Source organism: Niabella terrae, from assembly GCF_054783135.1.
In genome coordinates this window covers 225577-251761 of sequence record NZ_BAAGRD010000005.1, presented here as the reverse complement: position 1 = coordinate 251761, position 26185 = coordinate 225577, and the positions used below count along the sequence as shown (strand labels likewise).

At 46.4% G+C, this 26185-nt stretch carries 14 protein-coding genes; 12 read left to right on the top strand and 2 right to left on the bottom strand.

Translation table 11 applies throughout. The features are described 5' to 3' along the window. Positions 1 to 31 precede the first annotated feature (31 nt). The 3 genes from ACYVI9_RS06930 (at position 32) to ACYVI9_RS06920 (ending at position 2657) form a co-directional block, all read left to right on the top strand. Positions 32 to 454 (top strand): DUF4293 domain-containing protein, encoded by a 423-nt coding sequence (locus tag ACYVI9_RS06930; RefSeq protein WP_460762488.1) that lies wholly within the window; start codon positions 32 to 34, stop codon positions 452 to 454. A 125-nt stretch (positions 455 to 579) separates the two neighbouring features. Further along, positions 580 to 1458, top strand: coding sequence for a carbon-nitrogen hydrolase (locus tag ACYVI9_RS06925; protein ID WP_460762485.1), 879 nt, complete (start codon positions 580 to 582; stop codon positions 1456 to 1458). Positions 1459 to 1574: 116 nt separating this feature from the next. Then, positions 1575 to 2657, top strand: coding sequence for an agmatine deiminase family protein (locus ACYVI9_RS06920; RefSeq protein ID WP_460762482.1), 1083 nt, complete (start codon positions 1575 to 1577; stop codon positions 2655 to 2657). Positions 2658 to 2691: 34 nt separating this feature from the next. Here ACYVI9_RS06920 and uvrA read toward each other — a convergent pair whose 3' ends face one another. Further along, a complete protein-coding gene (gene uvrA, locus ACYVI9_RS06915; RefSeq protein ID WP_460762479.1) occupies positions 2692 to 5517 on the bottom strand; it encodes an excinuclease ABC subunit UvrA in 2826 nt (941 codons plus the stop codon). 329 nt (positions 5518 to 5846) lie between these two features. Between uvrA and ACYVI9_RS06910 the strand changes: the two genes are divergently transcribed. The 3 genes from ACYVI9_RS06910 to ACYVI9_RS06900 all read left to right on the top strand — a co-directional run bounded on the left by ACYVI9_RS06910 (position 5847) and on the right by ACYVI9_RS06900 (position 12216). Next, the gene (locus ACYVI9_RS06910) at positions 5847 to 6416 is read left to right on the top strand and encodes an RNA polymerase sigma factor (protein ID WP_460762476.1); all 570 of its coding nucleotides are present in this window, start codon (positions 5847 to 5849) and stop codon (positions 6414 to 6416) included. Positions 6417 to 7053: 637 nt separating this feature from the next. Continuing rightward, complete coding sequence (locus tag ACYVI9_RS06905) at positions 7054 to 10248, top strand: SusC/RagA family TonB-linked outer membrane protein (protein WP_460762473.1); 3195 nt, start codon at positions 7054 to 7056, stop codon at positions 10246 to 10248. 90 nt (positions 10249 to 10338) lie between these two features. Continuing rightward, complete coding sequence (locus ACYVI9_RS06900; RefSeq protein WP_460762470.1) at positions 10339 to 12216, top strand: RagB/SusD family nutrient uptake outer membrane protein; 1878 nt, start codon at positions 10339 to 10341, stop codon at positions 12214 to 12216. A gap of 55 nt (positions 12217 to 12271) precedes the next feature. On the opposite strand, the gene ACYVI9_RS06895 is transcribed toward ACYVI9_RS06900, so the two are convergent. Beyond that, complete coding sequence (locus ACYVI9_RS06895; RefSeq protein WP_460762467.1) at positions 12272 to 13282, bottom strand: LacI family DNA-binding transcriptional regulator; 1011 nt, start codon at positions 13280 to 13282, stop codon at positions 12272 to 12274. A 501-nt stretch (positions 13283 to 13783) separates the two neighbouring features. Here ACYVI9_RS06895 and ACYVI9_RS06890 point away from each other — a divergent pair. From ACYVI9_RS06890 to ACYVI9_RS06865, 6 genes are all read left to right on the top strand, one after another. After that, positions 13784 to 16933, top strand: coding sequence for a SusC/RagA family TonB-linked outer membrane protein (locus ACYVI9_RS06890; protein ID WP_460762464.1), 3150 nt, complete (start codon positions 13784 to 13786; stop codon positions 16931 to 16933). A gap of 33 nt (positions 16934 to 16966) precedes the next feature. Next, positions 16967 to 18853 (top strand): RagB/SusD family nutrient uptake outer membrane protein, encoded by a 1887-nt coding sequence (locus ACYVI9_RS06885; protein ID WP_460762461.1) that lies wholly within the window; start codon positions 16967 to 16969, stop codon positions 18851 to 18853. Positions 18854 to 18886: 33 nt separating this feature from the next. After that, a complete protein-coding gene (locus ACYVI9_RS06880; protein WP_460762459.1) occupies positions 18887 to 20098 on the top strand; it encodes a DUF5000 domain-containing lipoprotein in 1212 nt (403 codons plus the stop codon). Positions 20099 to 20107: 9 nt separating this feature from the next. Next, complete coding sequence (locus tag ACYVI9_RS06875; RefSeq protein ID WP_460762456.1) at positions 20108 to 21265, top strand: DUF4998 domain-containing protein; 1158 nt, start codon at positions 20108 to 20110, stop codon at positions 21263 to 21265. 303 nt (positions 21266 to 21568) lie between these two features. Continuing rightward, on the top strand, positions 21569 to 24514 hold the full coding sequence (locus ACYVI9_RS06870) for a glycosyl hydrolase 115 family protein (RefSeq protein WP_460762453.1): 2946 nt from the start codon (positions 21569 to 21571) through the stop codon (positions 24512 to 24514). Then, positions 24511 to 26022: a sulfatase gene (locus tag ACYVI9_RS06865; RefSeq protein WP_460762450.1), complete on the top strand. Its 1512-nt coding sequence runs from the start codon at positions 24511 to 24513 to the stop codon at positions 26020 to 26022. The genes ACYVI9_RS06870 and ACYVI9_RS06865 overlap by 4 nt, the downstream gene beginning before the upstream one ends. The last annotated feature ends 163 nt before the right edge of the window (positions 26023 to 26185 follow it).

Here is a 26185-nt window from a genome sequence, read left to right as displayed (position 1 = left end):
TTTACCTTCAGGGGCTTCATAAACTTAGCATATGATACAAAGAAAACAAACCCTATGGTTGCTGCTCTCCGGCATCAGTAGTGCGCTGACCTTCAAGTTCCCGTTCTATACCGGTACCGTACTGGCAGATACCAAGGGTGTGACGGGTCCTGAGCTTTCGGCCATCGACAATATTTTTCTGATCCTGCTGACGGCTGCCGTCTTCCTGCTGGCCATCGGGGCTATTTTCCTGTTCAGAAACCGGAAAAAGCAAATACAGGCGGCCCTGGCAGGCCTGGTGGGTACCGTGGCCCTGATTGCCGTTTATTTTACCTATACCAAGAATTTTGCGCCCGGCGGACATATTACCCTGACCGCATTGCTGAGTTTGATTGCGGCAGTCGGATTTTATTTCGCCATTAAAGGGATCCGGAGAGACCAGCGACTGGTCCGTGACCTGAACCGGTTGCGATAACAGTATGTCCATAACATGATACGGATAGACGGAAGGCAATGCTTTCCGTCTTTTTAATAGTAGTAGTGCCGTATTTTGAAGTATTTTTGCAGGAATGCTACAACAGCAGTATTAAAAACTTATTCATGGCAAAAGTCAAAGTAGGTGTGGTTCAGATGAGTTGCAGCGCCGACAAGTCGGACAATCTGGAGAAAGCCGTAGGAAAAATAAAAGAAGCCGCCGCCAAAGGGGCACAGATCGTTTGTTTACAGGAACTGTTCACCTCCCTGTATTTCTGTGATGTTGAAGATTACGACAATTTCAAACTGGCCGAACCTATTCCGGGGCCATCTACCGAAAGGCTGAGTGCCGTGGCCCGGGACATACAGGTGGTGATCATCGCCTCACTTTTTGAGAAAAGAGCCGAGGGACTGTATCACAATACAACCGCTGTACTCGATGCCGATGGCAGTTATCTGGGCAAATATCGTAAAATGCATATTCCCGACGATCCGGCCTATTATGAGAAATTTTATTTCACCCCCGGCGACTTGGGTTACCGGATATTTGAGACCCGGTATGCCAAATTAGGGGTACTGATTTGCTGGGATCAATGGTATCCCGAAGCCGCAAGGATTACCAGCCTGATGGGCGCTGAAATCCTTTTCTACCCTACCGCAATAGGTTGGGCGACTTCACAGGACGAATCGACCAACACCGAGCAGTATCAGGCTTGGCAGACCATCCAGCGAAGTCATGCGGTGGCCAACGGGGTGCATGTCGTCAGCGTCAACCGTGTAGGGTTTGAACAGGAGGGCGCCATGAAATTCTGGGGCGGCTCCTTTATTGCCAACCCCTTCGGCTCGATCCTTTATCTGGCCTCCCATGAACAGGAGGAAGTGCATGTAGAAGAACTGGAACTGGGAAAGACAGATCAGTACCGTACACACTGGCCTTTTCTCAGGGATCGCCGGATTGATTCCTACCAGCCGATCACCAAAAGATATATTGATGATACGCCGTAACCGGGATGCCGGAGACGACCTGTCCCAAAGGGACGAACCTGAAATAATTGCCCGAAATCAAAAATGCTACGGGCGCATTTCACCATTACCATTGAATTAATAATATTTCCACTTTCATGATAAGCGAAACTTCCGGCCTGACAGACTTTCAAACCAAAGGATTGCTGCCCAAGGCATTGGGTTACTATTTTCCACCGGAATGGCATCCACATGAAGCCACCTGGCTGAGCTGGCCGCATAAGGAAGCTTCCTGGCCCGGGAAAATCGAGATGATTTATCCCTTTTATGTGCGATTTATCTGGGAACTGACCCAGGGAGAGAAGGTCTGCATCAATGTCACCGATGAACGCATGGAGCAAATTGCCATCCGGCATCTGGAAGCCGGTGAAGTGGATTTGTCCCGGGTTCAGTTTTATCATCATCCCACCAATGATGCATGGTGCCGGGACCATGGCCCTGCATTTCTGATACAGCCGGAGGCTCGCATTAAAAAAGTAATTGTGGACTGGGGCTACAATGCCTGGGGAAATAAATACCCGCCCTATGACCTGGACAACAAAATTCCAGGAGCAGTGGCCCATAGCCTCCAACTGCCGGTTTTTCAACCAGGCATTGTAATGGAGGGCGGTTCGGTTGAGTTCAACGGTGCCGGTACGCTGCTGACCTCCCGATCCTGTCTCCTGAATAAGAACCGTAACCCCCATTTAAATCAGGAGGAAATTGAAGCGTACCTGCACAACTACTATGGGGTGGATCAGGTACTGTGGGTAGCCGATGGTATTGTGGGCGATGATACGGATGGACATATTGATGATACCATCCGGTTTGTAAACAGCGACACAGTCGTTACGGTTGTCGAAACGAATACCAAAGATGAGAATTATGAATTGCTGCAAGCCAATTTAAAACAACTCCAAAAAATGCGACTGGCGGATGGACGGCAATTAAATATTATTGAAATCCCGATGCCCGGACCGGTCATCTGGGAAGACCAGCGACTGCCCGCCTCCTATGCCAATTTCTACATCGCCAACAAATCCGTCATCGTACCTACTTATCGCAGCGTTCATGACGAAAAGGCCCTGGGACTGATTCAGGAATGTTTCCCAGACCGTCAGGTAGTAGGTATTGACTCCAGCGATATCATATGGGGGCTGGGTAGCTTTCATTGTCTGAGCCAGCAGGAACCAGCGGTATAAATACCGGATACACGGACTGTTCAAAACCTGGATTTCAGAGAAAACGGGCGGTATGACTGCCTTTAAGCTTTTTGATGGCTGCCGGGATTCCAGCAAATACCAGTTCGCCGCCTGCGTCTCCGGCTTCGGGGCCTAATTCAATCAACCAGTCCGCACTCCTGATTACATCTGTATTATGTTCAATCACGATAACAGAATGTCCCTGTTCTATCAGGGCCTTGAAGGAAGCGAGCAATTTCTTGATATCATGAAAATGAAGGCCGGTGGTGGGCTCGTCGAAAATGAATAGGACTTTATTGCTGCTGCGGCCTTTGCCGAGAAAAGAAGCAAGTTTAACCCGCTGCGCTTCACCGCCCGAGAGGGTGTCCGAGGACTGACCCAGTTTTACATAACCCAGGCCCACATCACTCAAAGGCTGGAGCGCTTCGGCCAGCTTGCCCTCACTATAAAAGAACTCGATTGCCTCATCGACACTCATCTCCAGGACATCATAAATACTTTTATCGTTGAATTTAACCTCCAGGACTTCTTCCTTAAAGCGTTTGCCGCCACAACTTTCGCAGGTGAGGTGTACATCCGCCAGGAACTGCATTTCGACCACCTGTTCGCCTTCTCCTTTACAAGTATCACAACGTCCCCCGTCGACATTAAAGGAAAAATGCTTGGGTTGAAAGCCACGCATTTTACTCAAAGGTTGCCGCGCATAGAGGTTGCGTATTTCATCATAGGCTTTGATATAGGTGACAGGATTACTCCGCGAAGATTTACCGATGGGATTCTGGTCCACCATTTCAATCTGATCAATATCTTTTATATTTCCAGTTATGGCCTTATGAAAGCCGATTTTATCGCCACTGAATTCTCCTTTTATTTTCTGAAGTGCCGGGTAGAGGATTTGTTTGACCAGTGTGGTTTTACCGCTACCGCTGACGCCGCTCACCACGCAAAGCAGGTTCAATGGGAATTCCACGGTTATATTTTTCAGGTTATGCTGGCGGGCACCTTCCACAATAATGGACCGGTTCCATTGACGAACCTTTTCCGGAGGCGCAATGGTGAAGTTGCCGCTCAGGTATTTTCCGGTAAGACTTTTTGGATTTTTAATCAGGGCCTTATAATCTCCTGCGGCGACCACTTCTCCACCCAGGTGGGATGCCAGCGGACCCATATCGATGATATGATCGGCATGTCGCATAATCATCTCGTCATGTTCTACGACCACCACTGTATTATTCAGATCCCTCAGTTCTTTCAATACCTTGATCAGGTTATCAGTATCTCTGGGATGCAGCCCGATAGAAGGTTCATCCAGGATGTACAGGGAATTGGTCAGGTTACTACCCAGACTGCGGGTGAGCTGGATGCGCTGGCTTTCTCCGCCGCTCAGGGTATTGGCAACCCGGTTAAGACTCAGATAACCCAGCCCGACCTTAATGAGAGTATCCAGCCGGTTATTTATTTCCAACAGGATTCTTTTGGCCACTTCGCGCTGATGTGCGGATAACTTCAATTGACCAAACCAGGCTTTTAAATCTTTGGCGGACATTTCACTTAAGGCGCCGATATGTTTACCGCCTACCTGCACATACAGGGCTTCTTTTTTCAGACGGTATCCCTGACAATCCGGGCAGGTGGTGCGGCCCCTGTAGCGGCTGAGCAGTACCCGGTATTGTACTTTGTAAAGGTTCTGTTCTACTTCCCGGAAAAAATCGTTGATGCCGCCCCGGGTCTTCCAGAGATAATCATACTGGGCCGCTGTCAGATCGGCGATCGGTTTATGTACGGGAAAGTCATCTTTATCGGAGTTTTTGATAAACCGGTCCCGCCATTTGCCCAGCTTCTCTCCTTTCCAGGGTGCTACTGCGCCTTCGTAAACCGTCAAACGCTTGTCCGGGATGACCAGGTCCGCATCGATCCCCAGTACCAGGCTAAAGCCTTCGCAGGTCGGACAGGCTCCCAGTGGATTGTTAAAAGAGAAAAGATTAGGCTGAGGCTCTTCAAAAACCAACCCATCCATCTCAAAACGATTATTAAAATGCAATAGTTTCTTCTTACCTTTTTCGGGAAATACCGCCAGGTACACGTCACCGTGGCCTTCGTAAAACGCAGTTCCCAGTGAGTCACCCAAACGATGCAGATCGTCTTCATCAAAGTCTTTGACCACCATCCTGTCGATTAGCACATAGACTTCTTTTTCTGTGCCAGATTTGCCGGCAAATGTATCTTTATATGAAGCAGCGTCAGGTGCCAGTAAATCTTCAATCCGCAGTACGGAAAGTTCGCCTTTCTGTTGCGGGTCAGCCACGGCCATCCGGCTAAAACCCTTCTGCATCAAAATATTCAGTTCTTCGGTAACATCCCGATGCCGGTGCTGCATAAACTTAATCAATATAAAAACCTTGTCCCCCTCTTTGAATTGCTGAATGACTTCAACAACATCGCTAACATCGTCTTTTTTCACCGGCTGACCGGAAACTGGTGAGATGGTCACCCCTGCTCTTGCATACAGCAATCGCAGGTAATCGTAAATTTCAGTCATGGTCCCGACGGTACTACGGGGCGTTCGGGTGATGACTTTCTGCTCGATGGCAATTGCCGGACAAAGACCTTTGATATAATCCACATCCGGTTTATTCATACGATTCAGAAACTGTCTTGCATAGGCACTCAGGCTTTCGGCATAGCGGCGCTGCCCTTCCGCAAAAAGTGTATCGATGGTCAGCGATGATTTACCCGAACCGGAGACGCCGGTAACCACTATGAATTCATTTCTGGGAAAATCCACTGTAACGTTCTTCAAATTATGTACCCGGGCGCCTTTTACCGTTATGGACTCCTGAGATTTTCTAGCTGTTTTCATCGAATGGATTTAAAATACTGCGAAAAGGTTACAAATGTACCCGCAAAATTGTTCCCGAATTCGGAATCGGGACCATAAATACGATAAAAAAACCGGAATGACCCTCCTATTTCAGCTACCGGTACCCGCCCGAAACCATCCAAATGTCAAAAAAATTAAAACTGAGAACCAGTCATTTAAATTAAGTGTTAAATAATTTTAACAAAAAATTTACCTCCTTTGGGCAATTTTTAGGGCAGTTTTGTGACAGCCCGTAACAATCACAGGTGAAAATGATGACAGGCGCAGCAGAATGTGGTTATTTACCAACCCGAATTACATGTAACAACATGACTTCATACGTAAAAAAAAGCGATAACGAACTCATACATCTATTTACCAATGGTCACGAATCCGCACTGGATTCGCTGCTGGAACGGTATAAGGACAAACTATTTAATACCATATTGTATATCGTTAAGGACAAATACCACGCAGAAGATATTTCTCAGGATGTTTTTATAAAAATCATCGAAACCCTCAAAAGTGGCAAATACAAAGAGGAGGGCAAATTTCTTCCCTGGGCAATGCGGATCGCCCATAACCTCTGTGTGGACTATTTTAGAAAACTGAAACGCTTTCCTTTTGTCAAAGGAAGCGCGGACAACGAAGTACTGGAAACCATCAACAGCAGTGAGCAGAATGCCGAGGATAAGATTATCAAGGTACAGAGCATGGGAAAAGCCAAAGACCTGCTGGAAAAACTGCCCCAGGAACAAAGGGAAGTTATCATTCTGCGCCATTTTGCCAACCTCTCTTTTAAGGAAATTGCGGAAATCACCGGTTGCAGCATCAATACGGCATTGGGACGGATGCGCTATGGCCTGATCAACCTGAGGAAGCTGATGACCGGAAAATGATTTTTACAAAACATTTAGAATTTCGAAAAAATAAAACCCGGGAATCTGCGTTAATTAGAGACGATCGATACCGGGTACTATGACAAAAATATTGTCATCTTGTATTTCCGATAGGAAAAAAGAAATTCGAACTAATAAGCCGAATCTTCTTGCCGAACCCACCGGTTAATACAAGATGACGCCTAATTGAGCCGCTTCAGCAGAAGCGGCTTTTTTAATTCAGATCCGGTTCCGCAACAAAACCGATGGCCCATCTATGCCGATATTTGTCAATCAGGCTCCTGCTTGATCCCGGCACCAAACGCAATCCGTTGTCCTTCGGTCGGGTAACCTTCAAAAGAACCTTTCAACGGTTTTCCGTCTTAAATCGTATGCCACGAGGGCAAATAATCTTTTTACAACGTTTGATATGCTTTTTCGGAAGAAAATAATAAAATCTCGCTTTGAAAAACTTATTTTTAGTTTATTGATTGTAGTCGATTCGCATGAGTAAAATATGAACCCGGCTTAAGAAAAACTTCGAGCTTTCCTGAGTGCCCTGCCAATGACCGGCGACCTAATGATTCGTTCCAACACCCTGGAATGCTGGTTTCCTGAGCCCGATCGATTCAAACTTCAACCCTTTAATTTAAATTAAATGAGAAAACTAAAACCTTTTAGGCAAAGGACAGCTATCTGCCTGTCTTTCTGTTTGTTCTTTTGTCTTTATGCTTCCCTGACGGCGCTGGCCCAGACGGACCGCGAAGTGTCCGGTATTGTCACTGACAACCGTAAACAGCCCCTGGAAGGGGTCACTGTTATGGTTAAGGGTACCAGTCTGGGTACCGTCACGGATACCAGTGGCCATTATGTGTTGAAGTCCCTTCCTGCCAATGCCACCCTCGTATACAGTTATACCGGATTTACCGATCAGGAAATCATCGTAGGCAGTCAGACTACAATTAATATCAGCCTGACTTCGAATGCCACTGACCTGAATGAAGTCGTAGTTATCGGTTATGGCACGGCCCGTAGAAAAGATCTGACCGGGTCCGTGGTGTCCGTTCAGGCCACCAAGATGGAAAAGGAAGCACCCCGATCGGTACAGGACCTGTTGCGGGGCAACGCGGCCGGACTGATTATCGGCCAGAGCAATCCGGGCAATATCGCCAGAGGCGATGCCGATATCCTGGTCAGGGGGGCAGGTACTTTAAAAGCGGGAAGCAGCCCCCTCAATGTAGTGGACGGTGTCATATTTGACGGAACGCTTGCCGATCTCAACCCTAATGATATTCAATCCATAGACATCCTCAAAGATGCCAGCGCCACAGCCGTATATGGTGCGAAAGCCGCCAATGGCGTAGTGCTCATCACTACCAAAAAAGGGGCTTCGGGTAAGCCGCGGATTTCGATGAATGCCAACCTTGGTATGGTAGAAATCGCTGGTATGCCGCGGGTGATGACGGGCGAGGAATTTCTGAAATGGCGCTATGATTATGAAATTGGTAAAAACAGTGATGATTATCTGAATGCCCACCCGGAGATGTTCGATGATCCCCGTGGGTTAAAAAATGTCAGCGAGCTGGACTGGTACAATTATGACAAGAATGATCCGGCATCCAGTGTAACCGATGAAGAACTTTTGCGGACCTGGCTTACCCGCCTGGAATTAAAAGTTCCCGAAATCGACAACTACCTCGACGGCCGAATCACCAACTGGCAGGACCTGGTATTTCAGAAAGGATTCCAGCAGGATTATACCGTTAGCGTGTCCAACCAAAACAAGAGTTCAAATTACTACCTGTCCCTCAATTATACCGACCGGGAAGGGATTGTGGTAGGCAACCGTTTTACTAATTTCAGAACCCGGTTGAACCTGGAATCAAAAATAACTGATTTCTTAAAGGTGGGCGCACAAACCAATTTCGCCGTCAGAGATGAAGGCTTTTTACAAGCCGATTGGGGGCAAAGTGCCGTAATATCTCCGTATGGATCCAATAACCTGGACGATCCGAACAGTCTGTACCGCAGGTATCCCACAGACGATATCACCCCCGTAAATCCCTTTCATGACAATCTCTACCGGGATCGGAAAAATATCTATAATACTTTATTTGCCAGCATCTATGGTGTCATTACCCTTCCCTGGGGCTTCGAAATTCAATCCAACTTCACCCCCTCATTTGTATGGCATGAATACTATAATCATGAATCTTCAAAAAATCCGGCCTGGGAAGACAATGGAGGTAGTTCGGAACGCACTTTTGAAAAGACATATAACTGGCAGATCGACAATGTATTGCGGTGGAAAAAAAGTTTCGATGCGCATCGCCTGGAGCTGACCCTGCTGCAGAATGCGGAGAAAGGTCAATACTGGAGAACCGAAGCTACCGCCTCCAATTATTATGGGGCAGATATCCTGAGCTGGCACCGGCTGCAAGCCGCTTCGAACCCCTTTAACCAAAGTAATGACACCTATCGCACGGGGGATGCCCTGATGGCCCGCCTGTTTTATTCCTTTGACGACAGGTACATGTTGACCGGTTCCATCAGAAGAGATGGCTATTCGGCATTTGGTGCGCAGAATCCCCGCGCGACATTCCCGGCTATCGCGTTTGCCTGGGACTTTTCTGAGGAAGCGTTCATGCAGTCCACTTCCTCCTGGCTGGACTATGGTAAACTACGCTTATCCTGGGGCCAGAACGGTAACAGGGATATTGGACAGTACGACGCCTTATCTGACATGACTTCGGGCCTGCACCCCTATATCGGGCAGGACGGTAAAGTCTATCTTTTTCCGCAACTGTATGTCAACCGGATGGCCAACCTGGGTCTGAAATGGGAAACCAAATCCTCCTATAATTTTGGTTTGGATTTTTCGCTGTTGGGTAAAAGGCTGAATGGGTCCATCGACCTGTACACCGCCACTACGATGGATTTGCTGGTGGACCGGGCCCTCCCTGAAATTATTGGTTTCAACAGCGTGGCAGCCAATCTCGGTCAACTCAACAACAAGGGCTTTGAGATCTCACTGAATGGCAATATTATTCAGAAAAATGAATTCAACTGGAATTCCGGATTCATCTTCATGCTGAACCGAAGGAAAATTGTCAGTCTCTATGGAGACATGATAGACCTGCTGGATGCCAATGGTAATGTAATCGGTCAAAGAGAAGCAGACGATATCAAAAATCACTGGTTTATCGGCCAGGATCCCGATCGTTTCTGGAACTATGAACGTACGGGTGTCTGGCAGGAAAATGAAGCTGAACTGGCGGATGTATATGGTCTTGCACCAGGCGACTTCAAATATAAGGATCAAAACGGCGACAGCGTCATGACGGATGCGGACCGGATTTTCCTGGGTTACAAAAGTCCGCGGTTCCGCTGGTCCTGGAGAAATGATTTCGACTATAAAAGATGGACATTGTCACTTTTCATTTACTCTAATTGGGGGCAGCGCGAACAGTTCAACAGGGCTTCCAACAACTCCAGTTTCCCGGACAGAACGACAGATTACGAGCAGCCCCGCTGGACACCAGATAATCCGATCAACGATTATGCCCGGATCGGTTCAAGGAATATCGGCACCAATTATGTAGAGCGTTCCTTTATACGTCTGGACAATATCTCACTTTCCTTTACCGCACCCCAGTCCTGGCTGAACCCCATCAAAGCCCAGAGCCTCAGGATTTCCGCCTCGGTAAGAAATGTGGCCTATTGGGCGCCCTACTGGAAATATGGGGATCCGGAATCAGGTGGTTACCGTACGCGTAATTCCGACGGAAATGAGTATACGCCCGGTCAACCTTCACCAAGAACTTATAACCTCAGCCTTAATCTTACACTTTAGTGCATCTTGTATACAATATCCCCGCATTCAGCCTTTGCTTGAACACGTATCCGGGGATTAAAAAGAGACATTAAATCAAAAACAATAGCAATGAAACATAGTATTAAATATATCATTATAGCAGGGCTTCTGGTAATCATTGGTTGGGGTTGCAGCAAGGAATGGCTGGAACCCAAACCCCTCTCCATGTTCGAACCCGGAGAGACCCTGACCAATGCACAAAGTCTGTATTTCGCACTGGCTTCCTGTGAAAGGAATATGCGTCATGAATATTTTGGTGACGGATCTCCCATTCTTACTGAAATCATGCAATCTGAAGTCGCCGTTGAAGGAACTACGGATAAGGCCGGACCGCAGATGAACATGGACATAGCACTTATGCCAGACGCCGATCTGAATAATGTAAATACTACCCGGGTGGGATGGTACTGGTACGAAGGATACAAGGGCATTAAATACGCCAACACCGTCATCTCCCGGGTTGATTCTGCAGAATTCAAAGACGAAGCTGAGAAAAATGCGGTCCTGGGTGCGGCCTATTTTCAAAGGGCATACCGCTACTACAAACTGACCCACCAGTTTGGAGATGTTCCCTATCTGGATCGGGAATACAGTACGCCTAAATATGATTTCTTCTCATACGACCGCTGGAGCATTCTGGAAAAAATGAAATCCGACCTGGAATTCGCCTACGAATGGGTTCCTGAAAATGTAGACCGCGGTCGCACTTCAAGAGCTGCCTGTGGCGTATTACTGATGAAAGTTTGCATGGCTTTGACGGATTTTGACCGGGCGATTGCAGTAGGCAAAGAAATTGTTGCTGCACATCCCCTCATGAAATCCCGCTTTACCAGCAACAAGGGACTGCCCAATACCAACCTGATGTATGATCTCCACAGCGTGGAAGCTAAATTGGACATGTCCAATACGGAAGGATTAATGTATGTGGTTGCTTATCCGGAAGCAGAACTAGCCGACAGCCCCAATGATCGGATTCAAACCATGCGCAATGCCGTTCCTTTCTGGAACAGTGCAAATGTCAAGACGCCGAATGGTATTTCAGGTACCAGTGTAGCAATTGCTCCCGGCGCACCTGATTCGCTGGATCTGAACAAAAGATATGGCAGAGGAATTGGTCGTTTGAGGTCCACCTGGTATTTTACCCACGATATCTGGCGTTCAGACAAAGAAGCCAATGATATGCGGGGCATTTATAATACCAACAGCTGGAAACATATGGAGGATCTGCATTACAATCATCCTAAACTGCTGGAGGACAATAATCCCTGGTACGGCAAAAACCTGGTCAAACCAGCAGGCATGAGTGTGGAAGACACCATCCGTTGCTGGTATCCCTGGCCACAATATAAACTCCATGTGCCTGATCCGTTGAATCAGAGATGGGATGGTGGTCAAACGCCCTGGTATATTTACCGTTCTGCTGAAGTTTACCTGATGCTGGCAGAATGTTATTACTGGAAAGACGACCCGGGTCAGGCCGCCATCGCCTTGAATGAGGTCAGGCTCCGGGCCGGTGCAAACCCGTTGGCAGCAGCTGAAGTGAATATCGGAGAAATCCTGGACGAAAGAGCCCGTGAACTCTACTACGAAGAAAACCGGCATATAGAACTGGTCCGGATATCCTACACTTTTGCCAAATTACAAAAACCCTGTGAATTATTCGGAGGACATGTGTATAGCCTTGAGAATATCAGCGGACCTGGTGGCGTCAACGCTAATATCAAACAAACCGGCATTAATTTCTGGTACGATCGTGTAGTGAGTAAAAGTAATTTCTATAATAAAGGCGTAAAACACAAATGGGCTGAATATAAAATCAGTGTACACCATATTCTGTGGCCGGTACCGGCCAATGCCATCAATACAAATATTAAAGGGGTGATCAATCAGAATATCGGATACCCTGGAGCCGAAAAAAATAAAACCCCACTGCAAGTGGGCGAATAACTACTAAAAACTCCGGTTTTCGAACCGGAGTTTTTTTTTATCGATTGGCCCTGATCTAATATTCTATCAGCCTGCAGGGCACTTTAATGTGTTTTGGTGTGTTTTCCTGAAGAATTTCATTTCCTGCAATATGGTCAAAAATCAACCCGGCTGCCTTCAGTCCCATTTCGAAAGGACTTTCATCGATAGCGGCGGCCGGTTTATAATCCAGGTATTCGATAAGCGGCAGATTCCCAAACCCGGCCACATCAGTGTCTTTCAGCCGATCGGGGTAATGCTCCTTAAAAACCTTGATGATATCCAGACCAATATAATTTTTAAAGGTAAAGAAAGCTGTTGGCGGTTGCGCCAGCTTCATAACTGCATGGGTCGCTGCAAAAGTCTGCTCCCGGGTGAGATCCACTTCCGTCACCAAGGCCGGGTCATACCCGATGCCATACTGCAGCAATGCTTCCTGATAACCCTCGAGCCGCTGGAGGCTGGTTTTCAGAAAGGAAGGGCCCATAAAATGAGCAATACGACGGTGTCCACGCTTCAATAAGAACTCCACGGCACTGGCAGCACCCCTGATGTTATCGGTTGATACGTAATCGAATTCCGGTTCAGGATAAGAGCGGGCGAAAAGCACAAATGGGATGCCTGCGTTTGACAGACGCTTAAACACATCCGTGCATCGGGTATTCCGGGAAGCTGTAATGATTACGCCATCCACCCTGTTTTTAATCATATTCTGAACCAACTTTTCCTCCAGTTGACTGTCCTCATGGGTTTGTGAAACAATTACATTATAATTATTTGAGCCGGCGACCTGTTCAATGCCATTGACCGCCAGTACGTAAAACTGATCCAGCAGGTCAGGCATAATCACTCCAATGGTGAAAGATTTACTTTGTTGAAAATGCCGGGCTACCTCATTGGGAATATAATTCCAGCTTCTTGCCAGCTCCTGGACCCGGTCTCTGGTCAGACTGCTGATCAACGGATTATTGTTGAGTGCCTTTGAAACCGTCGACACCGACATGTTCAGTTTTCTGGCTATATCCTTAATCGTTACATTCCTTTTCACTATTGAAATATAATATAATTTAATGTAACCCTAAATTATTCTTTCGTCTGCCCTAATTCAAATAGTATCAAGGATTTACATGTCAACAAAAAAACAAAAATCTTTACCGGAAGACGCAACGCAGAATTTCTGCCAGTTAGCAGTAAAAACGATTTCAAACGTTGTAAACCGAAAATGAGCATTTTAATCCGACCATGATCATAAATATTGCATACATTAGTCTCATAGATTACCTTAACGGTATGACCGCTTAAACGACTAAGGATTGCGATTATTATGAACAACTACTCGGCTGTAGTTTAATACAGTTATTAACAATTTCAAAACGATTACTTTATTCATACAGTACAGAACCAAACTATAAGAGTAACCTAATCTAAATATTTAACGTTTATCACCTGATTTGCATTTCGGAGGCATCTCTCCCCTTGCACCTTCCGGGTTATTGCTGAAAACCTGTATCACAGATACGGGATAAGTTTTATTATTTCCAAAAGTCATATGAAAAAAATTCTACAAAAACCCTTCATGGCATTTCTGACGATGCTGCTTGGCAGTTGTCCCTTACAGCAGGTGCTGGCCCAAGATTCGCTGGTTACAGGAACCGTAACGGACGTCACAAATGCGCCATTGGAATCCGTTTCGATCCTGATCAAAAAAAGCGGCCGAACCACCCTGAGCAATACGCTGGGGGAATATGCCATTTCAGCCACGGCGGATGACACACTGGTTTTCAGCTACACAGGAATGGAACCGCAACAGATAGCCGTAGCGGGAAGAAAAGTTATTAATGTCAGTTTGAGCACCGACCAGGCGGCGGCGCAGATGAGTGATGTGGTTGTCGTTGCTTATGGCACACAGAAAAAGGAAGCAGTTGTCGGTTCGGTAACGTCTGTAAATCCTGCAGATCTGAAGGTGCCTTCCAGTAATCTCACCACGGCGCTTGCCGGGAGGGTTGCGGGTATAATTGCCTATCAACGCAGCGGTGAACCAGGTGCTGACAACGCAGAATTTTTCATCAGAGGCGTAACTACTTTCGGTTATAAGAAAGATCCCCTGATTCTCATTGATAATATTGAAGTCAACACGACTGACCTGGCCCGTATGAACCCGGACGATATTGCCAGTTTCTCCATCATGAAAGATGCCACCGCTACCGCCCTCTATGGTGCAAGGGGCGCCAACGGTGTTATCCTGGTAACGACCAAAGAAGGTAAGGAAGGTGCCGCAAGAATCTCATTACGGGCCGAAGGTTCGATGTCAATGCCCACACGTAACATTGAACTTGCTGATCCGGTGACCTACATGAAACTCAACAATGAGGCAATCCTTACACGGGACCCGCTTGCGCCATTGCTCTATAATGATGACAAAATTAATAATACTGTTCCCGGATCAGGTTCCTTAATTTTCCCGGCTACCGATTGGCGGAGGGAGATGTTCAAAGACCACACTTTTAACCAGCGTGTCAACATGAATGTCAGTGGCGGGGGGAAGGTTGCCAAATACTATATAGCCGGAAACTTCAACCAGGACAATGGTGTGCTGAAAGTTGACAAACGCAATAATTTCAATAACAATATCAACCTGAAAACCTATTCGCTGCGTACCAATGTTAATGTAAATATATTTCCAACGACAGAAGCCATCATCAGAATCGCCGGTGTTTTTGATGACTATAACGGGCCGATTTATTCGGGTGGTGGATTTTATACAAGAGTCATGCGAGCCAATCCTGTATTATTCCCAGCTTATTATCCCCAGGATGAAGATCATCGGTTCGTAAAACATATTATGTTCGGGAACTTCGATGATGGCAGGTACCTGAATCCCTACGCCGACATGGTGAAGGGTTATAAGGATTATTCACGTTCCAATGTCAATGCGCAGATTGAACTGAAACAGGACCTCCGGTTCATTACCAAAGGGCTAAAAGCACGTGCGCGATTCAACACAACAAGGGAATCCTACTTCGATGTAACCCGGCAATATGATCCTTTCTATTATCAATTGGGGAGCTATGATTTGCGTAATAATATCTACCAGGTTAATGTAATTGACCCCGATGGCGGAACAGAATATCTGGATTATGACGAAGGTAACCGCCGTATCAATTCAACTGTATACATTGAAACCGCACTTGACTATAACCGCGTATTTAATCAGGATCATAGCCTCAGCGGAATGTTAATTTATATCATGCGTCAATCGCTGAACGGGAATGCAGGCAGCCTGCAGGCGTCTCTCCCTTTTCGTAACCTGGGCCTGTCGGGGCGTACAACCTATGGCTATAAAAACAAATACTATGCAGAGTTCAATTTTGGATACAACGGATCTGAGCGCTTCTATAAGACCCACCGTTGGGGATTCTTTCCCTCGGCCGGTTTATCCTGGAGTATTTCCAATGAAAAATTCTGGGAACCACTTAAGGACGTCGCCAACCACTTTAAACTGAGAGGTACTTATGGACTCGTGGGTAATGACGCGATAGGATCGGGCAGGTTCCTGTATCTTTCGGAAGTCAATATGGAAGACGGTGACATGGGTGCCGTTTTCGGCCGTGATAACGGTTACCGGAAGGATGGCATTTCCATTAACCGTTATGCCGACAATGAAATCACCTGGGAAACATCCAGAAAACTCAACCTCGCAGCAGAAATTGGACTGTTTCGAAAAGTGGATATTGTAGCTGAATACTTCAGAGAACATCGTTCCAACATACTTCAGACGAGAGCTTCGACGCCCGCATCGATGGGATTATGGGTTACGCCGGCCGCCAATATCGGGGAAGCCGTTGGTCAGGGCGTTGATATTTCGCTCGACTTTAATCATACGTTCAGTACTGACATGTGGTTACAGGCCCGTGGCAATTTCACCTACGCCTCCAGCAAATTCAAGATATATGAAGAATATGATTATGAAACCGAATGGTGGAAATCAAGGGTAGGCTATCCGATCTCTCAGACCTGGGGATATATTGCCGAGCATCTTTTTGCGGATCAGGCCGAAGTCAACAGTTCACCCTATCAGAATTTCGGAACCTATCTGGCTGGCGATATCAAATACCGTGATGTAAATAATGATGGTCGGATTACAGAACTGGACATGGTTCCCATCGGTTACCCGACAACGCCGGAAATAGTTTATGGGTTCGGATTCTCCTGGGGATACAAAAACTGGGACATTTCGGCATTCATGCAGGGTGCCGGAAGGGAATCTTTCTGGATTGATCCTGAAGCTACTGCGCCATTTGTCCCCTATTATTATAGTGACGAAGAACGCAATTCAGGTACCCGCTTTACCAATCAGCTACTAAAAGCCTATGCGGATAGTTATTGGTCAGAGGATAACCGGAATCTCTATGCCACATGGCCAAGACTGAGCGCCACAGTAAATAACAATAATGTGCAAACCAGCACCTGGTTCATGCGCAATGGCGCTTTTATGCGGCTTAAACAAGTGGAACTGGGTTTCAGTTTCCCCAAAAACTGGATTCAGCGGGCCGGTATGTCTTCGGTGCGTTTCTATCTGAATGGGACAAATCTGTTTACCTGGAGCAAGTTTAAACTATGGGACATTGAAATGGCCGGCAATGGCCTGCGGTATCCCATCCAAAAAGTGTATAACGCCGGTCTTACCGTTTCCTTCTGAGTCAATAAAATCAAAGTATCTAATTCAAAGAATATGAAAAAAATTATTGCGTTCACGATGCTGTTTTGGGTAACATCCGGTTGCAAGAAATATCTGGACATCGTTCCTGATAATATTGCCACGATTGATCAGGCCTTTAACCTGCGCAATACGGCAGAAAGATATTTGTTCACCTGCTACCATTATCTGCCACAAAACAGCAATATCAATCAGAGTATCGCGATGACTTCCGGTGATGAAATCTGGGTCAGCGAGTATTACACGACGCCTGGTCGGGAAATAGCCAGAGGAAATCAGAATGTGGTAGACCCCTATCTCAATTTCTGGCAGGGAACACGAAGTGGCAGGGATCTTTACCAGGCCATCAGAGATTGCAATATTTTTCTGGAGAATATCGACCGAGTCCCTGATATGGAAGAATTTGAGAAAAAACGTTGGATTGCCGAAGTTAAATTTCTTAAAGCCTACTATCATTTCTTTCTTTTCAGAATGTATGGACCCATTCCGCTTAAAAAAGAAAATCTGCCTATCAATGCAGGTGTAGAGACCGTAAAGGTCTACAGGGACCCGGTAGATGACTGTATTAACTATATCGTTCAATTACTCGACGAAGCTGCGGCTGATCTGCCGCCGAAGATTATTTCCGAAGCTACGGAGTTGGGTAGAGTTACCCAACCCGCTGCACTGGCTATCAAAGCCTATGTGCTGGTAACTGCTGCCAGTCCGCTGTTCAACGGCAATACCGACTATGACAAACTGGTAGATAATAAGGGTACGCAGCTATTTAACCCTGTACATGATCCTGAGAAATGGGTTCGTGCCCGAGAAGCCTGTAAAGAAGCAGTCGCTGCTGCTGCTTCTGCCGGAAATCAGTTATACTACTATGACCAGAGTAACCGGCAATATGAAGTTTCCGATACCATCCGTACCCAGATGAATATTCGTAATAGCGTAAATGAAAAATGGAATCAGGAAATCATCTGGGCCAACACCAACAGTATGACGGGAGACATGCAGAACCAGTCTACGCCCCGCGGACTGGATCCGCAGAGAAGAGCCAATTCCTCTCATCCCGGAAACTTTTCAGTCCCGCTGAAAATCGCCGACCTGTTTTACACCAGCAATGGCATTCCACTTGAAGAAGATAAGACCTGGACGAATGTCAACCGCCTGGAATTAAGAACCGGTACAGACGAATATCAGTTTTATATCAAGAAAGGCTATACGACTGCAAGGCTGAACTTTGATCGTGAACCCCGTTACTATGCGGACCTGGGATTTGATGGTGGTATCTGGTATGGCCAGGGAAAATTCGTAGACACAGATACCTGGTATGTCTCAGCGAAAAAAGGAGAACCCGCATCTAAAGTGACCAATAATTCATTTAATGTCACCGGTATCTGGCCCAAAAAGCTGGTAAATTACGTCAATGTCATACAGGAAACTTCTTATTCCCGGGAAAACTACCCCTGGCCTGAAATGCGTCTGGCGAATCTGTATTTGCTCTATGCTGAGGCGCTCAATGAAGCCGATGGCCCCTCTGCCCAGGTATACCAACTGCTGGACGATATCAGGAGTCGTGCAGGCCTGAACGGTGTTGTTGAGAGCTGGGCAGCTTATTCCAATAATCCATCCAAACCAGGCACCAAAGAAGGACTGCGGGAAATCATTCATCGGGAACGCACGATTGAACTGATGTTTGAATGCCAGCGTTATTGGGATTTGAGAAGATGGAAGAAGGCCTTTCAGGAATTTAATCAGCCCATTACCGGCTGGGACATCGAACAACAGACCGCCGAGAGTTATTATCGCACCCGTGTGCTGTACCAGCAAAGGTACCTGACTAAAAATTATTTATGGCCAATCCGAGAAACTGAAATTCTTGCCAATAAAAACACGGTACAAAATCCGGGCTGGTAGAATGGCAGACCTAACATTTAAAATGCATTGAAAATGGCAAATAAATTTATGGTATATATCCTGGCTGGAATGGCGGTAGCCATACAGCTGTTTTCAGGTTGCTCCAAAGAAAAATATGTAGAACCCACTGCAAACGATCAGGCACCGCTGCTGGTTAGCAATGTCAGCGCAGAACCATTGCCGGGCGCTGCACGCATTACCTATTCCCTGCCGGAAGATGAAAACCTGTACTATGTTAAAGCGGTTTATGAAATCAGACCTGGATATCAGCGGGAAGTCATTGCTTCGCTGTATACCGATTACCTTGTTGTGGACGGCTTCCCGGAAGAAAAAGAGTACACGGTCCATCTATACAGTGTGAGTTACGGTGAACACCAATCGGCGACTGCGGCTACAGTTAGTTTCACACCCAAACCATCGCCACTGCAGGAAGCCTATGAGAGTTTTAAATTTGAAGAAACCTTCGGCGGTATCGCACTTGCATTCGACAACAGCAGCGAATCAAGTCTGGCTGTCGCTATTCTGACACCAGATTCTGCCGGTCGGCTCAGCGAAGTGGAAACCTATTATAGTAAAGCCCGAACCGGGCGACATGCGGTTCGGGGTTTTGAAAGCAGTCCCCGGCTGTTCGCTGCCGTGATCCGTGACAGGTGGGGCAATCTCTCTGATACCATCCAACAAACACTGACACCGATATTTGAAGAATTGATTCCAAAAGACCGTTTCAAAGGCATCTTTCTGCCTACTGATACTTACGAACCCCATCCTCAGGCCAATCATACGGTCGATAAATTATGGGATGGCATTATAGGTCCCAATGGCGGCGTTGCCGTTTTTCACACAAAACCAGGGTCGGGTATGCCCCAATGGTTCACATTCGATATGGGGCAAGCGGCCATCCTCAGCCGTTTTAAATTATTTCACAGGGGACCAGGTAGCCAATGGTCTTATCAACAGGGAGATCCCAAACGATTTGAAGTATGGGGCTCTCTGGAAGCACCCGATCCAACCGGCAGTTGGGAAGGCTGGACGAAGATTATGGATTGTAATTCCTATAAACCCAGTGGCGAAGGCAATCCGGTAAGTAACGAGGATATGATTTATGCCACAACTACCGGTGAAGATTATATTTTTCCCGATAACCCGATGCCCATCCGCTACCTGAGATTCAAAATTCTGGAAACCTGGGGTTTTGTTGATTATATGTATATAACAGAGTTGACTTTCTGGGGGCAACTGCAATAAACGAATATTATGAAAAAAATACGATTCAATAATAAATCATTGCTGCAGCTAACAGTGGCGTTGCTGACTTTATTGCTGGCGACAGGATGCTCAAAAATGAATGACAGCTATAAAGAGTTTTTGGGTGATGGACCTATAAAATATGTGGGTATCCCTGATTCAGTATATGTCCATCCGGGATATAAAAGAATACAATTGACCTGGCGAAAACCCACCGATGCGAAAGTCAAAGGTGGTGTCATCTACTGGAACAACCGATCAGATTCTGCTAAAGTAGCCATAAGTCCGGAAACAGATACAGTTCGGATCGTATTAACAGACATGGCGGAAGGAGAATATGTATTCGAAGTTTTCTCCAGTGATGTATCAGGAAAACTTTCTTTGAGTAAGGAAGTCGTAGCAAGAGTCTACGGCGATAATTATGCTGCCTCCCTTCTATCCCGCCCGCTCGACACCGCATACTATCTGGGAAAAGACACTTTACAGATCGATTGGGGAGGATTGCCCGATACGAGCATAATTGGAACAGAAATTAGTTATACGGATAAACAAGGGGTAGCGCATTCAGCCATCATAGGAGATTCGATACAAAACAGTTTCCTATACGATTTCAATGGCGGTATCATCCACTACCGTACCATCTATCTGCCTGAACGAAAATCTATTGATACATTCTACACAGCCCTTGACTCGGTTATTGTTGGCAAACAGGTAGAAAGAACACCGGTGTCCAGAGCCGGGTGGTCAATTATTGGTTCGAGCTTCGACCAGCGTTCCGGCAGCCGGTACCGTCCACCAGAATATTTACTGGATGACGACCTGAGTACTTACTGGGTAAACTCGATCTCACCGCAGACAGATTATCCTCATTGGGTTAAAGTAGACATGGGGGCTATCGTGTCAGATATACAGGGATTCACTACAATTCAGCGCAAAGAGAAAACCAATCTTGTCAGAACCGTTGAAATATACACCAGTGAGACCAATGAGGATGACTCCTGGGTACTTTTAGGCTCGTATATTTTAACCAATACCGTTTCCTTTCAGGATTATCTGCCATTGTCAACACCGATATCAACCCGGTATTTTATGATGCGGGTACTGGATGACTACGGCTCCTCCATGAATGTCTGTCTGGCGGAAATAGGTGCGTTTAAATTCGAGTAATTAATTTGAATCCAGGTAGATAACGGGTTCAGCGCGGTCGTTTGGGGGAGGCTGATATCGCTTACTATCAGACCAAAACCCGCGTCCTGTCATTCTAGGATCTGTGGTTTCGTTTTGTGTCCTCCGTCCGGTATTTGGACGGTTTGGATCAGCCTGACCGTACACGAATCAACAGGTTTTTAGAAAGAAGGCGTCGGGTCGCTCCATATAAGATCGTTAGCAGTTAAATTTGAAGCCTGATTGTTAGCAAAACAAAAGCGCCAACAATCCGTGTCTTTTTGGAGACCTCCTTTTAAAAAATATATGCAGCAGAAATTACTTTTATATATTACGCTATTACTAATCGGCTGTCAAACTGCCTCCGGGCAGGTTCGACTGGCAGCCAACAATAAAGAATCTGGCCTGAATCTCAAAACTGCGGAAATCCTGATTGATGCATCCGATCCAATTTCTGTTTCCACAGCCGCCCGTCTCTTTGCCAACGACATTCGATTGATTACCGGCACGCTGCCCCTTATCAAAAACAAACTGCCCAGGTCTGGAACTGCAGTCATCGCTGGCACCCTGAGCGGCAATCAATGGATACGAAAACTGGCAGCAGCAGGAAAAATTCAAACAGAAGTGCTGAAGAACCAATGGGAACGCTATGGCATTTTTCTGTTACAAGACCCCTTTCCTGGTATCGACCAGGCATTGGTCATCGCAGGCAGCGACCGCCGGGCTGTAGCTTATGGTCTGTTCTCTATATCAGAGCAGCTGGGCGTTTCCCCCTGGTACTGGTGGGCAGACCTGCCTGTACCCAAAAGAAAAGATCTATTTGTAGATGTAAAAAACTTCTTATCTCCGGCACCTTCTGTAAAATACCGGGGGATCTTTATCAATGATGAGGATTGGGGTTTGCTGCCATGGGCAAAACATACTTTCGACCCGCAGCTTAAAGATATTGGTCCCAAAACCTACGCCAAGGTATTTGAGCTCCTGCTCAGGTTAAAAGCCAATTATTTATGCCCGGCAATGCACGAGGCCAGCGGCGCTTTTAATAAATATTTGAAAAACAAACTGGTTGCAGATTCATTTGGCATCGTAATGGGCAGTGTGCATACAGAACCCCTGCTATTCAATAATGCCAGTGAATGGGACAAAAAAACAATGGGAGAATGGAATTATATGACCAATAAGGAAGGTATCCTTAAGGTGCTGGATCAACGGGTAAAAGAAAACAGTCGCTTTGAAAACGTATATACACTTGCGCTAAGAGGATTACACGACAAGGCAATGACCGGAAATTACACCCTTAAGCAAAGGGTCCATCTGGTCAACCAGGCCCTGAAGGACCAACGCAATATCCTGAAAAAATATATTGATTCACCCATCGCGTCCATCCCCCAGGCTTTTACGCCTTATAAGGAAGTGCTGGAATTATACAGGCAAGGTCTGGATTTGCCTGATGATGTTATCCTGGTCTGGCCAGATGACAATTACGGTTACATGAAACAACTCAGCAACAGCCAGGAGCAAAAGCGGGCCGGAGGTTCCGGCGTTTATTATCATGCTTCCTATCTGGGCATTCCGCATGATTATCTGTGGATCTCTTCAAACGCGCCGGCGTTGATGTACGAGGAACTAAATAAGGCTTATAAAACAGGTGCCGACCGGCTCTGGCTTTTAAATGCCGGTGATATCAAATCCTGTGAATTTGCGGTCAGTCTTTTTCTGGAAATGGCTTATGCCCTGCCACGATTTAACTATCAGAATATCGCGGATTTCCAGGCCAACTGGCTGAGCGCTTCCTTTGGTGAACAATATCTGGAGCAGTTTAAAAAGATAACCCGCAATTACCAGCATCTTTCCTTTATCCGCAAGCCCGAATACATGGGCTGGGGTTCTGAATGGAACAGCTTTAAATATCCACGTGAAAGATATACAGATACTGAATTCTCTTTTGTCAACTACAGGGAAGCATCAAACAGATGGGAAGCATATTCTGAAATCGGCAGCGAGGTTGAAAAAATTTATCGGGAACTTCCCGAGGAACAGAAGGCTGCCTTTTTCCAACTGCTTTACTATCCTGTAAAAGGCGCTGAACTGATGAATAAAAAATGGCTGACGGCCCAACGGCAACGCCTGCACGCGTTTCAGCGAAGAAATGATGCCAATATGCTGATTGATTCGGTAAAACACTATTATGACACATTATATAAGATATCTTATCAATACAATGATTTGAATAACGGTAAATGGAAAAGAATGCTATCCATACGACAGGGTGTCACAGCATCTTATTTCGAACTGCCCAAACTGGATTCCATCACCGTTGCGAATACACCCCGGTTGGGTGTTGCAGTGGAAGGGCAGCCACTATTAAAAGGCGCTTCTGGACCGATGGCATTGCCCACTTTCAACCGGTACCTGGACCGAGGCTACTTTATCGAACTGTTCAATTTAGGAATGGGAACCATCTCCTGGCAGCTTGAGACTTCTGCCAGCTGGATCCGGATTTCAAAAAATAAGGGGCAGTTCGGCGAAAATGAGAAAATCACGGTCAGCATTGACTGGGATCAGGTTCCCGCAAATGAAAACGCTTCAGGATGGATCCGAATAAAAACTAAAGACAAAACGGAGATCATATCGGTGACCGCTTATAATCCTCCACTGCCTAAAGAAAGTGAACTGGAGGGACTATATATAGAAGATAATGGCGTTATTTCCATTGATGCAGCCGGATTCCACCGCAAAAAGGAGAACGAGGCGGTAAAAATGCAGTTGATTAATAACCTGGGATATGAGCGCCAGGCATTGATGCTGGGTAGTCCGGTAGCGGCGGTCCAGAATCCCAGGGACAATAATGCTCCGGGCGTTTCTTATGATTTCTACTGTTTCAACCGGGGCCTGGTGGATGTATACACTTATGTATTACCGACTTTTCCACTTAGTTCTGATCGGGATTTCGGATTCCACGAGCAAGGTACCCTGCAGACCCGCTATGCAGTTTCCATAGATGAGGGAGCAGTAGCCCTTCCCTCGTCTTCAGCCGGAGAATATACCCAGGACTGGCAGGATCATGTACTCAGAAATGCAGCTATTAACAAATCCACACTCTATATTGATAAACCAGGAAAACACAGCCTGCATATAAAATGCGGTGATCCGGGTATTGTATTACAGAAAATCGTATTGGATTTCGGAGGCATGAAAAAATCTTATCAGGGGCCACCAACAACCCGGGTCCAAAAATCCACTCCCAAATGATCACCAGATTCAAATACCAATGTTGCGGCCTGCAATGCTGTCTCTCCATCCTGCTACTGACAGGCTTTTGTTATACCCGGTCTGTGGCCCAGACAAACCGTCCGGCTAATCCGCCAAATATCCTCTTTATTGCTATCGATGATCTAAGGCCCGAACTACATTGCTACGGTCAGTCAGCTATGATCACACCTAATATAGATCATTTAGCAGCGACAGGTCGTCTTTTCATGCACCACTATGTCACTGTTCCCACATGTGGACCATCCAGATTTTCATTGCTCACTGGTAAATTTCCGGCAAACAAGGACGCCCTTTCCAATGCAGTTTTCGAAAAAACGACCGCACGCGGCAATTGGAAATATCAACCCGAATCCATGATTGCTTATTTCCGTCAGCAGGGCTATCAGACCATCGGTATTGGTAAAATCAGTCATGCACCCGACGGCAGGGTCTATGGTTACACCCAGAAAGTATCCGATAGCATGGAACTACCGCATAGTTGGGATAAAATGTTGTTCGACCCCGGTAAATGGGGTACCGGCTGGAATGCTTTCTTTGGTTACGCCTCAGGGGAAAACCGGCAAAGTTTGCATAATCGCGTTCAACCTTACGAAGCCGCTGATGTCTCCGACAAAGGATACCCGGATGGGCTTACCGCAGACCTGGCGATCCGGGAACTAAAGCGTGTCATAAAGCGCGGCCAGCCTTTTTTTATGGCAGTGGGCTTTCTTAAGCCTCACCTGCCCTTCAATGCACCTAAAAAATACTGGGACCTGTATGATGAAGATCAGATAAAAACAGCTGAAAACCCAGACCTTCCTTTGGGAATCAATAAAGCCAGTCTTCATAATAGTGTTGAGTTTAACCAATACAAATTGTCCGAAGAAACGGTTTCACTGAACCACAAACTATCTGACAGCTATGCCAGACGGCTTAAACACGCTTATATGGCGGCAGTCAGTTATTCAGATGCGCAGGTCGGCAAACTGATCGCCGCACTCAAATCAGAAGGCATGGACAAAAATACCATTGTCATCCTTTGGGGCGATCATGGCTGGCACCTTGGTGAGGAACGCGTCTGGGGCAAACATACCCTTTCTGAATATGCCCTGCGAAGTCCTTTAATTATCAAGATTCCGGGCATGAAGGACCCGGGGCGGGCGACAGGCACGGTGGTTCAAACGGTGGATATTTATCCCACTTTGCTGGATTTGCTGGACCTGCCTCAGCCTTATCCGTTGGACGGGCATTCATTTCTGAAGTCCCTGAGACAAGCCGATCATTCGGAGGACCGGGTGGCATACAGCTATTTTAATCAGGGTATTACGATGCGCACGCGCAGGTACCGGATCACCCAATACTATCGCCAGGCCAGTCCCAGAATTGAACTTTACGATTATGTGTCCGATCCACTGGAAACAAAAAATATGGCAGCCGAGCAGCCCGCCCTTGTGGAACATTTGCTTCAGCGACTACAGGCTGGAAATACCGGATTATATGATAAATAGTTTTGAATAGTAGTTTTTTTCCCATTACATAAAGCAAGCCGGGATCCCCCATAAAAATATTATTATTTCAAACGTTGTAATACATCCGAATCAGGTTAAAAAGAAAATTTACCGTTCTAAAGTGTATCTTAGAAAATCCTGAGAGATTCATTAAAGCGCATAA

Excerpts from the sequence above, each read along its gene's own strand:
- ACYVI9_RS06865 (WP_460762450.1), top strand. The coding sequence starts at position 24,511 with ATGATCACCAGATTCAAATACCAATGTTGCGGCCTGCAATGCTGTCTC.
- ACYVI9_RS06910 (WP_460762476.1), top strand. The coding sequence starts at position 5,847 with ATGACTTCATACGTAAAAAAAAGCGATAACGAACTCATACATCTATTT.
- ACYVI9_RS06890 (WP_460762464.1), top strand. The coding sequence starts at position 13,784 with ATGAAAAAAATTCTACAAAAACCCTTCATGGCATTTCTGACGATGCTG.
- ACYVI9_RS06900 (WP_460762470.1), top strand. The coding sequence starts at position 10,339 with ATGAAACATAGTATTAAATATATCATTATAGCAGGGCTTCTGGTAATC.
- ACYVI9_RS06925 (WP_460762485.1), top strand. The coding sequence starts at position 580 with ATGGCAAAAGTCAAAGTAGGTGTGGTTCAGATGAGTTGCAGCGCCGAC.
- ACYVI9_RS06920 (WP_460762482.1), top strand. The coding sequence starts at position 1,575 with ATGATAAGCGAAACTTCCGGCCTGACAGACTTTCAAACCAAAGGATTG.
- ACYVI9_RS06905 (WP_460762473.1), top strand. The coding sequence starts at position 7,054 with ATGAGAAAACTAAAACCTTTTAGGCAAAGGACAGCTATCTGCCTGTCT.
- ACYVI9_RS06880 (WP_460762459.1), top strand. The coding sequence starts at position 18,887 with ATGGCAAATAAATTTATGGTATATATCCTGGCTGGAATGGCGGTAGCC.
- ACYVI9_RS06930 (WP_460762488.1), top strand. The coding sequence starts at position 32 with ATGATACAAAGAAAACAAACCCTATGGTTGCTGCTCTCCGGCATCAGT.
- ACYVI9_RS06870 (WP_460762453.1), top strand. The coding sequence starts at position 21,569 with ATGCAGCAGAAATTACTTTTATATATTACGCTATTACTAATCGGCTGT.
- uvrA (WP_460762479.1), bottom strand. The coding sequence starts at position 5,517 with ATGAAAACAGCTAGAAAATCTCAGGAGTCCATAACGGTAAAAGGCGCC.
- ACYVI9_RS06885 (WP_460762461.1), top strand. The coding sequence starts at position 16,967 with ATGAAAAAAATTATTGCGTTCACGATGCTGTTTTGGGTAACATCCGGT.
- ACYVI9_RS06875 (WP_460762456.1), top strand. The coding sequence starts at position 20,108 with ATGAAAAAAATACGATTCAATAATAAATCATTGCTGCAGCTAACAGTG.